This window comes from Streptomyces sp. NPDC098789, assembly GCF_044759975.1.
Classification (GTDB): domain Bacteria; phylum Actinomycetota; class Actinomycetes; order Streptomycetales; family Streptomycetaceae; genus Streptomyces.
Genome location: NZ_JBIWAJ010000009.1, coordinates 104,188 through 120,134, shown reverse-complemented (window position 1 = coordinate 120,134; position 15,947 = coordinate 104,188). Strand labels below are relative to the sequence as shown.

13 protein-coding genes are annotated in these 15,947 nt (G+C 72.2%); all 13 read right to left on the bottom strand.

Annotated features, from left to right (window positions below):
• Window positions 1-9: 9 nt before the first annotated feature.
• A complete protein-coding gene (locus tag ACIQWR_RS20130; protein ID WP_404011138.1) occupies window positions 10-1,701 on the bottom strand; it encodes an NADase-type glycan-binding domain-containing protein in 1,692 nt (563 codons plus the stop codon).
• Window positions 1,701-2,351 (bottom strand): hypothetical protein, encoded by a 651-nt coding sequence (locus ACIQWR_RS20125; RefSeq protein ID WP_404011136.1) that lies wholly within the window; start codon window positions 2,349-2,351, stop codon window positions 1,701-1,703. Before ACIQWR_RS20125 ends, ACIQWR_RS20130 begins: the two co-directional genes overlap by 1 nt.
• A 221-nt stretch (window positions 2,352-2,572) precedes the next feature.
• Window positions 2,573-4,552 carry a putative baseplate assembly protein gene (locus tag ACIQWR_RS20120; RefSeq protein WP_404011134.1) on the bottom strand — a complete coding sequence of 660 codons (1,980 nt, stop codon included), beginning with the start codon at window positions 4,550-4,552 and terminating at the stop codon, window positions 2,573-2,575.
• A complete protein-coding gene (locus tag ACIQWR_RS20115) occupies window positions 4,539-4,988 on the bottom strand; it encodes a GPW/gp25 family protein (RefSeq protein WP_404011131.1) in 450 nt (149 codons plus the stop codon). Before ACIQWR_RS20115 ends, ACIQWR_RS20120 begins: the two co-directional genes overlap by 14 nt.
• 73 nt (window positions 4,989-5,061) lie before the next feature.
• The gene (locus ACIQWR_RS20110) at window positions 5,062-6,852 is read right to left on the bottom strand and encodes a VgrG-related protein (RefSeq protein WP_404011128.1); all 1,791 of its coding nucleotides are present in this window, start codon (window positions 6,850-6,852) and stop codon (window positions 5,062-5,064) included.
• A gap of 78 nt (window positions 6,853-6,930) precedes the next feature.
• The gene (locus tag ACIQWR_RS20105; protein ID WP_404011125.1) at window positions 6,931-7,155 is read right to left on the bottom strand and encodes a LysM peptidoglycan-binding domain-containing protein; all 225 of its coding nucleotides are present in this window, start codon (window positions 7,153-7,155) and stop codon (window positions 6,931-6,933) included.
• Window positions 7,152-7,649 carry a hypothetical protein gene (locus ACIQWR_RS20100; RefSeq protein WP_404011122.1) on the bottom strand — a complete coding sequence of 166 codons (498 nt, stop codon included), beginning with the start codon at window positions 7,647-7,649 and terminating at the stop codon, window positions 7,152-7,154. The genes ACIQWR_RS20105 and ACIQWR_RS20100 overlap by 4 nt, the downstream gene beginning before the upstream one ends.
• Window positions 7,650-7,688: 39 nt before the next feature.
• Complete coding sequence (locus ACIQWR_RS20095; RefSeq protein ID WP_404011119.1) at window positions 7,689-8,153, bottom strand: phage tail protein; 465 nt, start codon at window positions 8,151-8,153, stop codon at window positions 7,689-7,691.
• A gap of 2 nt (window positions 8,154-8,155) precedes the next feature.
• Window positions 8,156-10,639, bottom strand: coding sequence for a hypothetical protein (locus tag ACIQWR_RS20090; protein ID WP_404011116.1), 2,484 nt, complete (start codon window positions 10,637-10,639; stop codon window positions 8,156-8,158).
• 2,331 nt (window positions 10,640-12,970) lie between these two features.
• Window positions 12,971-13,132, bottom strand: a complete 162-nt coding sequence (locus ACIQWR_RS20085) for a DUF6760 family protein (protein ID WP_404011114.1) — start codon at window positions 13,130-13,132, stop codon at window positions 12,971-12,973.
• A complete protein-coding gene (locus ACIQWR_RS20080; protein ID WP_404011111.1) occupies window positions 13,129-13,416 on the bottom strand; it encodes a hypothetical protein in 288 nt (95 codons plus the stop codon). The genes ACIQWR_RS20085 and ACIQWR_RS20080 overlap by 4 nt, the downstream gene beginning before the upstream one ends.
• A 191-nt stretch (window positions 13,417-13,607) precedes the next feature.
• Window positions 13,608-14,033, bottom strand: a complete 426-nt coding sequence (locus tag ACIQWR_RS20075; protein ID WP_404011109.1) for a hypothetical protein — start codon at window positions 14,031-14,033, stop codon at window positions 13,608-13,610.
• 60 nt (window positions 14,034-14,093) lie between these two features.
• Window positions 14,094-15,704, bottom strand: coding sequence for a phage tail sheath family protein (locus ACIQWR_RS20070; protein ID WP_404011106.1), 1,611 nt, complete (start codon window positions 15,702-15,704; stop codon window positions 14,094-14,096).
• Window positions 15,705-15,947: the final 243 nt, after the last annotated feature.

Sequence of the window (15,947 nt, the reverse complement as noted above, 5' to 3'; positions counted from 1 at the left end):
CCCGCCTGGTCATGTCGCCTGCCTGCTGAAGAACTGGATCTCGGCCATGGCGACCGGCATGTCGGGCTTCAGTCCCGGGTTCACGGCCTCGATCTTGACCTGGACCGACACCACGTTGTCGATGCCCAGGTCGAAGCGCTGGGGACCGGGCTGGCCGCCGAGCGTGATCTCCTTCTCCACCAGGCCGCGGTCCGTGGTGGTGGCCGTCACCGTGATCTTGGTGGGGCGCCCGGTCTGCCAGAACTGCCCCGGGCTCTTGGACGCGCCGTTGATGATGAGCAGGGACGTGAGCCGGAACGGTGCGTTGAAGTCGGCGGTCCAGTACTGCCCGACCGCCTTCTGGCCGGTGCCCTTGGGCGCCCACGCCTTGTTGTCCACGCCGTCCGCGGCCAGGTTCGCCTCGAAGCCCTTGGCGTTGCTCGACGCGGACACCTTGTCCGGCGGCACCTGGTACTGCGACAGGAAGCGGTCCTTGATCAGCGGCACGGCCGATTGTGCGGCCGCCACCGCACTGCCCATCGACATGCCCGCCGCCATGCACACCGGCAGGGCGACGGCCACCACGCCCCAACGCCGGTCCCAGTGCCACACGTCCGGGCGCTCCAGGTAGTCCTCCTTGATCCGCTCCCAACGGGTCGGCTCCGGCGGCTCGGGCTCGGGCCGCAGCAGCGCCCCGCAGGGGTGGCAGTACGCACGGTTCTCCGCGTTGGGCTGGCGGCACTCGGGGCACAGCAGCAGGTGCGGGATGCCGGCGGCCGGGGTCGCGTCGTCTCCGCGGCCCCGAGGATCCCGGGGGCCTTGGGGGTACCCCGTTCCCGCGCCGGTTCCCGTGGTGGCCGGGGGCGGGTCGGGCAGGGCGGTGCGCAGCACCACCTGGCCGCTGATCACCTGGGTCCGCTCGGCGGCCGACTCGGCCGCCGGGGTCGCGTACCCGACCGGGGCCGCCGGGTATCCGACCGGGGCGGCCGCGTACCCGACGGGCGCGGCCGAGGCGGCAGCGGCGGTGAAGTCCGCGGGGGAACGGGCGGCTTGGGGGCGGGCCGGCTGCGGTCGGGCGGTCGGCGGAGCGGGCGCGGTGGGCGCCTGCGCGAACAGCGGGTCGGGGCGGAACAGTTCACCCGTGAGGTCGGTGGCCCGGCCGGCGCGGTTCTCGCGCAGCCCTTGCGGCCAGCTGCCCTGGCCGGTCGGGGCGGCCTGGTACGGGGCATGGTCAGGGGTCTGGTACGCGGCCTGGTACGGGGCCTGGGGCCCGGTCCCGTAGGCGTTCGCGTCCGAGGGCGTGGGCCGCTGGGGCGGCACCGGTATCGGCACCGACGCGGGTATGGGCGCGGGGACTGAGGCCGGTACGGCGGCGGGGTGTCCGGCTCCCCCGGCGGGGTACCCGGAGCCGGCCCCGGGCCCGGCCGCGTGGAGCGGGCCGGTCCGCTCCGGGCCCGGGCCGGCCTTCGGCCCGGTCTCCGTGTGCGGACCCCGGTGCGCGCCCCGCCCGGCGCGGGCGCCGGGTGCGTCGCCGGTCAGCGGCTCCGGACCAGGGGGGCCCGGGTCCACCACCCGGTTGCTCCCGGTGACGTCCCACCCCATGTACGCCCCGCAGGACACGCAGAACATCTCGCCCGGGTAGGCCACGACGCCGCAGCCGGGGCAGACGTCCTGTTCGGTCTGCACGTGCCAGCCGCGCCGACCCGACTGGGCCGCCCCCATCAGTACGAGCCCCCCGCCGCGCCGCCCCGCACGAGCAGCGGGTCCTCGTCGTCCTCGACCACGACCTCGGCGCTGACGTGCATCGGGATCCACTCCCGCAGCAACTCCGTCACGTCCTCGGCGACCCCGGTCCGACCCCCTGACATCCCGTACGGCAGCAGCACCCGCAGCTGGGCCCGCGCCGCGCCCGGTACCGGGATCGACGGGTCGTCGGGCCCGGCGGCGCAGTGCGTGCCGCCCGACTCCGTCAGCTCCAGCCGCCCGCCCAGCACGTAGCGCACCAGCAGGTCGAGGCCGGTCCTGGTGCCGCGCAGCCCGTGCAGCCGGTGGCCCAGCAGCAGCGCGTTGCGCCGCCCCTGCGAGCCCACGCAGGCGGGCAGGTCGGTCAGGCTCCAGTCCAGCATCCAGGTGACGAAGGTGTCGGGCGCGGTGCGCGGGTCGAAGTAGGCGTCCAGGCAGTCCAGCGCGGTGATCAGCGGTGCGAGCGCGTCGTCGAACCCGGCCAGGTACCGGTCGGCGAAGTCGCCCTGCCGGTAGCTCTCCGGCAGGATCGCGCGCAGCGACCTGCTGCCGTGCACGAGCGGCGGCACCTCGGCGACGGCCTGTGCGAGCGCCGGGTGCAGTGGTGCCCCCGAGGGCAGTCTTTCCATGTGTTCGGTCCCCTCCCTTGTGGGTGTCCGGCGCTAGTGCTGTGGCCGGAAAGGTTTGCCGGGTCGCGGTGTCCGGTGCGGTGCATCGCAAGACGGAGGGCCACGGCTCGTACTGGACGTACCGTCGTGGTCCGACAACGCAGGGGGCACCTCCCAGCGGTAGCTGGGGGAGAGGTGCCGTGCCGGGCGCCGCGACACGGTGAACCTTTCCGGTCACAGCGCTAGCGGGCGTTCTTCACGGCGACCTGGTGGCGGAAGGAGAGGAAGAGCGTCGCGGGGCCGATCTCGATCCGGTCGGACGCGGGCATCCGCTCTCCCGTGCCGATGTCGGCGGGGTACATCTCCAGCTTCACCACCGACTCGACGTCCTCGCAGCGCGCGGCCACCGCGTACAGGTCGCTCAGCCGCAGCGCGCGGCCCAGCGGCCAGCCCGACCGGCTTCCCGCGCCGGCGGCGATGCCGTCGGGGCCCTGCGTGGCGGGTAGCGGGCTCAGGCACTCGTACAGCGACCGCAGCACCCGCTCCTTGACCTCGGCCCGGTCCGCGCCCTTGGCCGCCTCCACCTCGGCGACGACCGTCACGCCCTGGTAGGCGGGCCCGCTCACGGACACCAGCACGCCCAGCGGCCGGGCCGCTTCCACGGCGCGCGCGGCGGCGGCCAGCATGGGCTCCGGGGGCACCAGCTCGCGCCAGCTGTCCTCCTCGCGCACATCCCGTACCCGGGGTACGAGCAACACCCGTACCAGGCCCGCGTGTTCGGAGCTCTCGGCCTCGGCCACGCACTCGACGCGGCCCGCGTCCCGGCAGGCCGCCTTCGCGATCGCCTCGTAGTCCTTCGCGGTCACGGCCCGGTCCTGGGTGCGCAACCAGTGTCCGGCGCGCTGCTTGAGGCCCTCCACCGATTCCACGTCCACCCCGCCGGTCGCGGGGATCCGGTTCTCCACCCGGGACACCAGCGAGACCGGCGTGCGCAGCACGGTCAGCGTGGACGCCGCCACGTTGCCGCTGCGGCCGCCGCCGCGCCGGTAGCCGCCCGCGGTGATCCGGGCGCCGATCTCGGGCACGGCCCCGTACTGGCGCACCGCGCCGTCCGGCTGGCGCACGGCCGGGCCGAAGCGCACGGTGCCGTTCACCTCGTCGACGGTCACGTGCCGGTCGCGCGGCCCGGACTCGGCGAACGAGGGCACCACCTTCCACAACCGCCGGCCCGCCGAGGTCTCCGCCGCCACCGCGCGCAGCGATCCGGCGACCACCGGAGTGCGGTGCACCGTGAAGGACTGCCCGGGGGTGCCGTCGGAGACGCCCAGTTCGTCGCGCGGGACTCCCTCGCCCTCCACCGCACCGGTCGTCCCGCCCACGGTGTAGACCTCCAGGGCCGACACCTTCGGGGAGGAGGAGTACGGCGGCTGCCCCGGGGCCGCGTCGACGATCCGGCAGCGCAGCCAGCCCGCCTTGCGGCGCCCGAGGAGCGATGTCACGTGTCCGTCGGGCACGTGCAGCAGGACGTCACCCGGCCGGTTGAGACCGCCGGTGCCGTCGCTCTCCACCTCACAGGGCACCCAGCCCTCCCCGCACCACGCCTCCCACACCCGCGGCGGGCGCCGCGGGTCCACGCCGACGCCGTCCATCCGGCACTCCACGCGCAGCGTGACCGCGCAGCGCGGAGCCGCGTTGTCCAGGCCGACGAGCAGGACGTCGCCGGGGACCGGCGGCGTCGCGAAGCAGGTGACGGGCTCGCCCGAGAGGAACCGCTCGGTCACCAGCTCGGGCGGCTGCCCGGCCCCGGCCGACCCGATGTGGGTCAGGGTGGTGGGGACGATCGTGAGCTCCCGGTCCGCGGTGAACACGCGCGCCGGGGTACTACCGGTCCGGACGCTCGCCACCTCCGTCCCGGCCTCGACGACGACCGCCGCGGGCTGCGGCGCGGAGAGGGTGAACGTCACCTCCGTCGTGGCCGCCTGAGGGGCCGTCAGCTGCACACCGAGCAGGTCGAGGAAGCCCAACTGGACCTTCTCGGGTATCCGGTCGACCCGGTACGAGAGCTGGTCGACCATCTGCGCGAAGGCCTCGACCAGCGCCACACCGGGGTCGGACACGTTGTGGTCGGTCCACTCGGGGCAGCGGCGCTGGATGAAGCGCATCGCGTCGTCGACGAGGTCCTCGAAGCGACGGTCGTCCAGGTGGGGGCTAGGCAGAGACATCGCTGTCCCTCCTTCGTGGCTCGGTCTGCTGACCCGCGGTGTCGCGCGTGGGGATCAGGTAGAAGGGGTGGACCAGGTTCTGGGGGCTGTTGGTGCCGGAGAGGTGGTAGACGACGTGGATCTCGACCACCTCCTGGTGGTGCGCGATCCGCACCACCCGCACGTCGTCCACGACGATCCGCGGCTCCCACCGCTCCAGCGCCCGGCGCACCTCCTGCGTGAGCGCGGCGCCGGTGGCGGAGTCGAACGAGGCGAAGACGTAGTCGCGCACCGCGCAGCCGAACTCCGGCCGCATGGGCCGCTCGCCGGGCTCAGTGTTCAGGATCAGCCGGACGGACTGCTCGACGTCCGTGGGGCCGGCCGCCATGGCGATCCCGCCGGAGGGGCTCACGCCCAGGGGGAAGGACCAGCCGTGGCCGAGGAAGAGATTGGTCATGGGATCAAGCCGCCGGTCTTCGGGTCACAGGGTTGCGGTAGGGATGTGGGCGGGGTGTGCGCAGGTGCGGACATCAGTTGATGTTGACCATCGCGGCCGTGAGCTTCGCCACGGTGTCACCCGAGAACTCGGCCAGGGCGCCGTGTGCCCGGAGCTTGCCCCGCGCCTTCACATCGACGGTGCCGGCCTCAAGCGAGATCTCCTGCCTGGCGCTGACGAGCACGGAGTTGCCCTTGAGCTTCAGGAGACCCTTACCCGCGTCTATCGAGACGCCGTCCGCCGCCTTGATGTCGACCGCGCCCTTGCTGTCGATGGAGATGACGGTCTCGCTCAGGTCGAGCTGGATCTTCAGCTTGCCGTCGCCACCGGTGGTCAGGGTCGCGCCCGTGCCGGAGCCGTCCGCGTCCTTCAGCTCCAGCCGGTGACCGTTCTTCGAGGCGAACGTCCGCAGGTTGGGACTGCCCTTGCCACCGTCGACGAGGTCCATCGTGTGTGTGACCTTGTCGATGGGGTCGTCGACGGCGCCGACCACGAGCGGGCTGTCCAGACGGCCCTGCTCGAAGACGACCGCCACCACGTCTCCGACCCACGGCAGGACGACGCCATGGCCCCGGCTGCCGCTCAGTTGGACGGTCTCCGCCCAGGTGGTCACGTAGTCCTTGTCCAGGCAGTCCAGCTTCACCCGGACCCGGCCGAGCTTCTTCGGGTCCTTGATGTCGGTGACCTTGCCCCGCATGAACCCGGGGATGCGGCGCATCCCCGCCTCCGCGTCGCCGGGCTGTCCGGCCACCGCCCGGTTGCCGCCCTCGTCGACCGTCAGCTCGGTCCGGTAGCCCTGCACCGGGTGGAAGTGGTGCCGCACCTTGGTCACGGTGAACCGTCCCTCGAACTGCTCGCCGAGCCCCTTCAGCTTCACCACGGAGCGCAGGCGGAGCTTGGGCTCGCCCCGCGTCACGGCGTGCAGCCGCATGAGACCCGCCCCGACCTCCTCGGCCATGCTCTTGGCCACGGCGGCGGCCGCGGTGGGGGCACTGGCGCTCTTCGTGCGCGGCAGGTCCGTCAGCACCAGGGGTGCGTAGGGGGCGGAGGAACTCTTGGCCTGACCTCCCCACGCCCCGCCCCCGGGTGTCCTCGCCTCGGAAACGACCGCCTTCCTACCCTCCCGGTCCCAGCCTCGCACCTCCACCTTCGGGACCTGGTGGGCCAGCGACGCGGCCGTCTGCACACTGATCAGGTTGTCCCCGAAGTGCAGGAGAGCATCCTGACCGGCCCCGGCCGGCACCCGCTTCTTGAAGTGCAACTTCCCGTCACGGAAGTACAGATCGCGTCCGTTCTCCCGGGCCAGGTGACCGAGGAAGTCCCAGTCCGACATGCCGGGCTGGCTGAGGTGCTCGTACTGGAACCCGGTGTCCTCGACCTCACACTGGTGGAGATGGGCCCGCTCGACGACCTGCTTGACGATCTCGCCCGCCGTCTTGCCTTCGTAGGCGGCCGTCCGCCGGCCCAGGCGCAGCCGGTGGGAGAGGTCCCGCCCGCGGATCACGGTCAGCATGCCGCCGGTGTGCCCGGACGAGCCCGACGTGTCGGCGGAGGCCCGGGCCTCGCACTCGGTGACTTCGCCCTTGAAGACGGAGATGAGTTCACCCGAGCCCGTTTTCGCCTTGACCTCGATCTCGCTGCTCAGCTCGATGCCGGACTTCTTGAACAGCGACGCGTTGCGCGGGTCCCGGAAGCCGATCTCCGCCTTGGCCGAAGTGCGCCCGTCCTCCTCCACCGAGACCCATGCCAGGACCTCGGCGATCTTGGGCAGGATGGACGTGCCGTTCACGATGATGTCCAGCCCGGCGGTGTGGCGCCCGGTCATGTGTCTGTCCTTACGTGTGCGGGAGTGACGGGTACGTGAGGGGAGGGGGCGGTGGAATACCTGGCGTGCCGTCGGCGGTCAGTACTCGGCCGGGCCCGGCAGCAGGAGGGTGCGTCCCGGCCGCAACTTGGACGGATCGTCGATCCCGTTCAGTTCGGCGATGCGCCGCCAGTCGACCGCGCGGCCGCTGTGCCGCGCCGCGATCGACTGCAAGGAGTCGCCGCGCACCACTACGCAGACCTGCCGGGCCGAGGGGGATCCGGGTGACCTTGCGAGCTGCGGGTCCGTCAGACGTCCCGTCATATTCCGATCTCCTCCATGACGAGCTCGCACTGGGCCCGTAGGACACGTCCGTCCTCGGAGAAACGGGTGTACTGCACGGACACCCTCTTCAGGACCATCCAGAACGTGACCGTCCTGACCTGACCCCAGCTGAGCTTGAGCCAGGGCGGTGAGGACTCGTTGGCGTTCCGCGCGGTCTTTTCGGGCTCGCACCACGCGATGAGCTTCTCGATCTCCTTGTCGACGCTGGTGGGGTCCTTGCGGCTGCCGTCCGGGCTCTGGGCAGCGACCTCTTCCAACACCACGGGCATCGTCAGGACCCTGGGCTGGCTGCCGAGGAATTCCGGTACGGACGCGTGCGGTGCCAGGCGAGCGGAATGCCGCGCCCACTGGGTCTCCTTGACGAGACTCAGGTGCGTGGGGTTGTAGTGGATCTCCAGCTTGCCCACCTCATCGCCAGGATCCGTCTGCGCCCCGATGGGCGGCTTGTGCGCGGTCAGTTCGGCCGGTTGCATTTCGTCTCCCTAGTCGATCTTCGGCTTCTCGGTCTCCCGCTACTCGGTCTTCTCCTTCTCGGTCAGGAACTTGAAGCCGCGGTGGACGAACTCGATCTCCTCGCTGGCGACGACGTGGCTCTCGGTGCTCAGCGTCGGTCCCCGCCAGGCGACCGGCACGAGGTCGTAGAACTCGATCACGAACAAGGGAGACTTCGGTTCGTTCACGTAGACGGAGACCCGCCCCGTGCGGGGCATGGGGTTCTTCATGTTGTCGATGACCCACTGGCACATGGCCGGCGTGTCCTCGCTGGTCGGGCGGGAGAGCACAAGGGGCTTGTACTTCATGAGGGTGGGCAGGTAGTGCGAGGACCCGTTGTCACCTCCGGCATGGAGTTCATCTCCCTCCATCCACATGGAGAGGCCTTCGAGCCCGGTGAACCGCCAGATGGGGTCCTTGGGTTGGGGCTGGGGGAACGTCAGGGCGAAACCTCTGGACGATGCGAGCCCAGGCTTGGGTGCCACGACTATGCCTCCTCGTTCACATAGGGGATACCTGGTGGAATGCCCCACTCGGGGGATGCTTCGGCCTGTGTGGACGTCTGGGTCCCGCCCGCTGGTTCGCGGGCGCCGCCGACCCCGTACGAGGGTTCCCTCGGCGCCGGTGGTGCGATCGGCCGGAAGACGGCGTGCCCACCGGTCGAGCACGGCCGCCATGACGGGTGCGCTCCGGCGATCGGCTCGAACACGGCCTGTCCGTCGGCGGGTCGGGACTGCCTCGGTGGCCGGGGGCCTCCCGCGGCGGTGGCCGGCCGGAAGACGGCCCGCCCATCAGGGGCCTCCGGGATCAGGTCCACGGCCGCCCTCTCGACCGGGGCGGCTTCCGTTCCCGGAGCCGTTCCCGGAGCCGTTCCCGGTCCCGGGAGCGGCCGGGGAGGTCCGGGGTACCCCTCAGGGGCGAAGGGTGTGAGGACCCACGCATGCGGAAGGCCTTCGCCGACCACCGGCGGAACCGGAAGACGGGCGGCGGGCGCCCGGAACGGAGCGGGTGCGACGACCTGGGTGGCTTCCGTCGCCGGAACGGGAATCCCGGTGGGGTGCCCCGGAAGCTCCCGCCGGGATACGTACGGGGGCGCCGTGGCCGTACTGGTGGGCCGGTGGGCACGGAGGTCGGCCGGGGGCGGGGTGCTCATCGCTACGAAGCGGAGGGGGACCGCCCCGGACGTGCCCGGGGCCGCGGCTGCCCGGCCGCGCCGGCCGGACGGCCGCGAAGGAGCCGACTGCCCGGGCCCGGAGCCGGTCCCCTCGCGCGGCGCCGCGTCCGGCTTGGTCCCGGCCATCGTCTTCGGGGCCGGCGTCGTCTTCGGGGCCGGCGTCGGCGTCGGCGTCGGCGTCGAAGACGTCTTCGGAGCCGGGGCCGGATGCGGCTGTACTCGCCCGGCTTCGGATCGACGCGGCGCCCGGTGCGGGCGCTCCGGCCGGTCGGCCTGGTCGGCCTGGTCGGACTGGTCAGGGGTCGTCGTCGTGCTGGTGGGCCGGCCGCCCGTGCGCCGGGTTTCGTGTCCGGCTGGGGCCGAGCGGTCCGGAACTCCGGTGGCTCCGCGCATCCCCGGTCGGTCCGGGGCGATGGCGTCGGAGGCGGTTCCGGGGCGCGCGGGACGGTCGCCCGTCGCGGCGGACCGGGCACGCGGTGCGTCGTCGCCCCGTGCCCGATCGGTGCGGCTCGTGGCCTTGCTCTCCAGGTGGCGCGACGCGTTCCCCGCCGAGGGCATCGGAAGGTGCGGCGTGGCCGCCGCGGTCCCGGCATCCCCCTGGGACGCCCGGGCGGACGCGCCCCGCACCGGTACGACGACCGAGGCGTGCCCGACCTCGCCGTCCGTGCGCTCCGTGCGCTCCGTACCGTCCGTGCGCTCGGCGGGGCGCCACGAGGTGGCTCCGCGGCGGTGCGGTGCCGGCAGCGCCGACCGCTGCGCGGGCTCGGCCCCGCCGAGTACGACCGGGCTGCCGTCAGGCGCGCCGGCGGCGAGCGGTACCGGGCTCGCTTCAGCGGCGGGGAGCGGCGCGCGGGCCGCGTGGGATTCGAAGGGTTCGCGAGCGCGCGGCTCCTCCTCGGCCGCTGCCCGGGCGGGCCCGCTCGTTCCGTGCTCCGCTGCCGGGGCGTCGTACGAGCCGGTGTCGTACGAGCCGGTGTCGTACGAGCCGGTGCGGGAGGGGAGGTCCCGCGCAGTCCGTTTTGCTCGCCGGGACGACGGGGTGGGTTCCGTGACATCGAGATCGACATCTGCGGGCGTCGTCCCCGGATACCGGCGCACCGCCTCGTCGGTCACGGCCGCAGCGGTTGCCGGGGCGTCACCGGAGTGGTGCGGGAGCGGCTTCGTCACGCTCTCGGAGTCGGAGGAGGAAGGGGCGTCCACCGCGAGGGGCCGGGTGGCCGGGTCGGGGGTAACGGTCCGTTCCGTGGCCGTGGGGCCGTGAGCCGGCTTGATGTCGGCCGTGGCGGTGGGGGGTGCGGGCGTACGGCCCGGCGGGGAAGCGACGTTGGAGGCGGCCTCGGTGGGCGCTCGGAGGGGCACCGGAGCGGGCGCCGGTACGGCCGCCCGCGCGGCGTCGCCGGGGACTCCGGCGTCCAGCGGCGTCATGCGCTGCCGCTCGACGTGCGTGGTCGGGCGGGGCGAGGAAGGCCGGGCGTCCGCGGCACGGGTCCCGGCCCGGCGGGGAACCAGCGGACCCGGGACCGGGGAACGAGGGTCCGCCTCGGCACCGGTCCTCAGCCGGACCGCGGCCCGGGGCGCGGCCTGCGGCGCGGGGTCGGCGGGTATCCGGCCGGAGGTCCGTGCCGGGGTGCTGTCGCCGCCCGGTGCACCGGGCGCGGCGCTCGCTCCGGGGAGCGGCGCGGGCTCCGCGCCCGCGCCCGGCACGGGGGCGCCGGTGACGTCCTCGCGGACACCCGCGGGGACCCCGCGGGCCGGGGTCGGCTCCGGAACGGCGGTGTCGGAGGGCGTAGCCGTCACGGGCGCGGCGGCCCTGCCCGGCCTCGCTGTCGGAAGGCTCCGGGGGTGGCTCTGCCGGTGGCCGCGGGCACCGGCGTCCGGCCCCGACGGGCCGTTCGTCCGCACAGCCGCGGGTCGAGCCGGACCGCTGTCGGCCGTCGTCCCGGGCAGTCGACCCCGCGAGGAAACCGCGCCGGATCCGGGAACCCGGCCGTGGACGGACGTCGGCTCGGAAGCTCCGCCCCCGGCCGACGGGCCGGCGGTGTGCGCGCTCGTCGCGGCCGCGTCCGTGACCGTACCCGTATCCGCGCCGGTGTCCTGCCGCGTCCCCACGGCGGGGGACGGTCCGGTGGTCACCCGGGTCGGGGCGTGGTGGGACGCGGTGCCCTCGGCCGCGCGGTGCGCCGTACCGCGAAGGCGTCGCCGCACGGCCGCCCCGGTCATCGAGAGCCACCGGAAGGAGCGGAGCCCGCGCGGCCGGCTGCGGTCAGCCGTCTCGGTCGGTGCTTCCTCAGCCCCGGTGTGCGTGGCCGATCGACCGACGGGTGCGGGCGCAGACGCGAGTACGACCTCGAAATCCTGCGGCGGAGCGTCCGGGTCCTCGGGGGCGGCGGACGACGTGTGCACGTACCGTCCCGGGGCAGCGACGGTCACAGAGCCGGGGCCGGGCCCGGTGGCGGGCAGGGTCGACGGGCCTTCCGCTACGGCGGGTGCCGGTGCGGTGCCCGTCGCCCGTGCCTCCGCGGCGCGGGGCTCCGAAGCCGCCTGTGCCGACACGTCCGGGCCTGTACGAGGGGTCTCCTCGGTGGGCACGCCTTCGGCCTCGGCGAGCACGGGTGCCTGCGGCTCGGGTGTGGATGCGTGGGTGGTGGACCGCCGGGGGCGGCGGGGCGATGCGTGGGCATCCCCCTCGGGCAACCTCGCGCGCACGCCCTCGCTCTCGGCCACCTGGGGCTCGGGGGCGGGTATGGGGGCGGTGGACCGCTGAAGGCCGCGCAGCGATGCCTGGACCTCCCCCTCGGGCAACCTCGCGCCCACGCCCTCGCTCTCGGCCACCCGGGGCTCGGGGGTGGGTGCGTGGCCGGTGGACCGCTGGGGCTCGGGTGTGGGTGTGGGTGTGTGGGCCTTCCCCTCGGGCAACCTCACGGGCACGCCCTCGCTCTCGGCCACCTGGGGCTCGGGGGCGGGTATGGGGGCGGTGGACCGCTGAAGGCCGCGCAGCGATGCGTCGGGTGTGGCGGCTGCGGGTGCGGGTGCGGCACCTGCGGGCGTCGGTACGGGCTCGCCCGCTCCGTGTTCGGTGGGGACGCCGTGAGCGGTCGTGGTGGTCGGCGTGGACTCCTCGGCACGCCCCTGCGTGGCGGGAGCGGAGTCCACGGGAGCGGTCGCGGCTGTGGCGGAGCGTTCGGATCGCCTCGCGATGGGTGGTGCAGTGCCCGGATCCGACGCCACGCCGTGAGCGGTGTCGCCCCGCGTGCCGGCCGATGGCCGGGAGGGCCGCGCCGTGTGCTCCGACTCCCCGTGAGCGGGCTCCGTACCGACGTCGCTCCGCGGCTCCGGAGCGGGAAGGCGGACGGGGGAGGGACGCGCCGCCGGCGTGGCACCGAAGTGCGCGACGGACGGGTCCGCGATCGCCTCCGGGGACGGGCCGGCCGGGATGCCGGTGCCGGTGGCCCCGTCCGGACGCGGAGCCGTCGTTGAAGGGGTGGGTGCCTCCGTCGGCCGCGGTCGGTGCTGAGTGGGGCCGGCACCCGCCTCCTGCCGACGCTCCGTGTGAGCCGCGGCCCGAGCGCCCCGCCGGATGCGCACGGCGGCACGGGACGAGGCCCATGCCTGCCCGAGGCGCTCGGACAACGGGACCCGTGGCACTGCCGCTTGCCCGGCGGCCGCCCGAGACGGTTCCTGACCGGACGTCACACGGCGCGTCGTCGGACCGGCCTCCTCGCGGGGAACGGGCAGGCCCCGCCAGGGGCGGGCGACGAGAGGATCGGCCGCGGCCGGGACCCCGACCGGATGCCCGCCGGCAGCGGCCGGTGTCCGCCAGCGGAACGGAGCGACGGTGCGCCGGGCCGGGATGCCCGCCGCGAACTGCCATGCGGGCGATTCCGGGTCGAAGCGGGAGATCAGCGGGGCTTCGGGGTCGACATGCGTGACCAGCACGCTCAGGATCCTGTGGTCCCGCGAGGCCACCAGCGCGTCGCCCTCCCGCCACCTACCGGTGGTGAGCTGGACGTGCGTACTGACCGGGCGAATCGACTCCGGCAGGAACACCGGCCCGCGGGGAGCCGGATGAACGCCCTCGGCCGGGGAAATCGGCGCAGCGGCAGTGCGTCCGGTGGCCGGGTTCATGGGCTAATTCCTGTCGTCGAGCAGCTGGTTGATATCCCCGATTTCCTTGATGTAGGCACGCCGCTGAACGTGGTCCATATCGAGGATTTCCCTGTGAGACCAGTGGAAATGGTAGGCAATGTACGCGATCTCGGAACGCAAGTCCGCCGCCGCGTACACCTTCATCCCCCCAGGCGGCTCCCCATGTCCACATCGAATTCGTGTTCACAGCTCGGGCACACGGTCGACGCGATCGGGGATCCGTCGACGTTGATCTTTTCGTAGAACTTTTGCAGGAAGGCCAGGTCGACCGCGTAGAGCCCACCCGCCACTTCCGGGTCAACCTCTTCGAGCGTACCCAGGCGAGTGATGACCTTGCCGAGAAGGACCACCGAAAGGTAAGCGGGATGGTGAATGACCCGCACGTCGGTCAGCGAGGTGAGTTCGTCGCTCGCCGTGGCGATGCGCATGGAGCCGGCCCTGTGCGTCTTCCCACGCTGATCCACGTAGCCCCGCGGCAGGATGAACGGAAATTCGGTCGGGCCTGCCGCGGGAGGGGTGGCCCCTCCCGCGGCAACCGATATCTCCGGGGGCACGTGCAGGGCGTTGGACGTGCCGCCTTCAAAGCCGACATTCCCCTCCGACAGGCGCCCCCTCCTCATTACGCCTTACCCTTCGGCACACCCTTGATCGTGATGCGGCCGCCGTGATCCGTGGGAGTGAGCTCAGACACGAGACACTCTTCATAGTTCACCGGGAAGGGGCTTTCGCCGTTGGTGAACCTCGTAACGGTGCCGCTTACCCCGGTGACCGCCTTGTTCACACCCGGGTCAGCCTTGTGGTACAAAGCCATCAGCTTCGTAAAGGGCTCGACCGTACCCGGCTCGTTATGGAATTCGAACGAGATATCCACAGCCTTTACGTTGGGGCTCACGTAGAGGTTGGTCTTGGGATTGCCCTTTTCGTCCGTGGTGACCATTTCGAGCACCTCCCTGGACCCCAGGGGCTGCATGGATGCCCCCGAACCGTCCTGGACGATGCGCTTGATTTCGATCTTGTCGAACTGTGCAGTGTAAGTAACGAGCACTATTCTCTCCTTCTAACTGGATGTGAATTTGCGGTTATCGATGCCGAACTGCAGATTGCGCTATTCGCCCGACATCGAATCCTGGGCGATCCGGAAGACGACGAACTCGGCCGGCTTGACCGGTGCGACACCGATCTCGCAGACGACCCGGCCCGCGTCGATGACCTCGGGCGGGTTCGTGCTCGCGTCGCAGCGGACGTAGAAGGCCTCTTCCGGCGTCGAGCCGAAGAGGGCGCCGTCGCGCCATTCGTTCGTGAGGAACGCGGAGATGTTGCGGCGGATCTTGGACCAGAGGTGCTCGTCGTTGGGCTCGAAGACGGCCCACTGCGAACCCAGGTAGATCGACTCCTCCAGGTAGTTGAAGAGGCGACGGACGTTCAGGTAGCGCCAGGCCGGGTCGCTGGAGAGCGTGCGGGCGCCCCAGATGCGGATGCCACGGCCCGGGAAGCTGCGGATGCAGTTGATGCCCGCCGGGTTCAGCTGCTCCTGCTCGCCCTTGGTGACCTGGATGCCGAGGTCGAGCGCACCGCGCAGCACCTCGTTGGCCGGGGCCTTGTGAACCCCGCGCTCCTCGTCGTTGCGGGCCCACAGGCCGGCGACGTGACCCGACGGCGGCATGAGGAAGCCCTCGCCGGAGGACGGGTCCGCGACCTGGATCCAGGGGTAGTAGAGCGTGGCGTACTTCGAGTCGAAGCCCGCCTCGTTCTGCCGCCACTCGTAGACCTCGGTGGGGCCCATGTCCGGCAGCGGGTCGAGGATGGCCATGCGGTTGGCCATGTTCTCGCAGTGGTTGATCATGGCCATCTGGATGGCCTTGACCTGCTCGCGGCTGACGTTGCCCGCCTGGTAGGCGGCCATCAGGTCCGGGGCCATCACCATGGTGATGTCGTCGATGGCCTCCAGGCCGGACAGGCCCGAGCGGTCGTTGACCTTGCCGACGTACTTGCCGACGACGTCCTTGGCCACGACCTCGCAGCCCGCGGCCTCGCCCTTGGGGGCGCCGGGGAGGGCCAGCGAGGAGGAGTCGGGCAGGGCCAGGGCGGTGCCGGTGGCGGCCGGGGCCTCCTCCACCATGACGTACTGGGAGCGCTCCTTGACCTGCGTCACCACGTAGGCCGGGGAGGCCTTGTCGGCGCTGACGTCGAAGGTCTCGGCGGCGGAGCCGTCCACCTTCACGGTGAAGGTGAAGGTGTCGCCCTCGGCAGCGGCGTCACCGTCCTTGCCGCCCACCTTCGCGGTGGCGCCGGCGGCCGGACGCTTGGCCTTCGGGTCGACGGGCTTCTTCTGCACGTCGACGGAGATGTCACGGCCCGCGGCGACCGGCAGCGCGGCGACGCGGAAGCCGCCGAGCACCTTGGTCGGTGCGGCGCCCACGGACTGGGTGCCGCCCTCCACCGCTTCCTTGCCGGACCCGCCGACGCGGACGACGTAACAGGTGCCGCCGCCGTTGGTGAAGTAGCCGTAGACGGAGTGCGCGAGGTAGGAACCCTCGATGAACTCGCCGAAGGTCTTGGTGAACTGACCCCAGTTGGTGATGCGGACCGGCTCGTTGAGCGGTCCCTGCTCAGCGAATCCGACGAAGGCGGCTACGGAGGTTCCGACGCCCTCCACGGGGCGGGAACCGCCGACGGATTCTTCAACGAATACGCCGGGGGCCAGGTAGGTTGCCATCCAGCACTCCTTCTTGGTGAGTTGCCCCGAGGGCTGATCCTGGGGTCGGGGGTGAATCCTGGAGCGGTTCACACTTTCCGTCGTGGGGGAATGGAAAGGGTTACCCGTCCTCCGGGGCCGGGTGCGGAAGCAATGCCGCGCCGCCTGGCCTGTAGCCGGTTTCGAGTCCGTGGATTCTGTTGAGGATCATGGCCAACGGTTCAACGACGTGTCAAACGAAAACAATAGATATGGAAGCCTGCC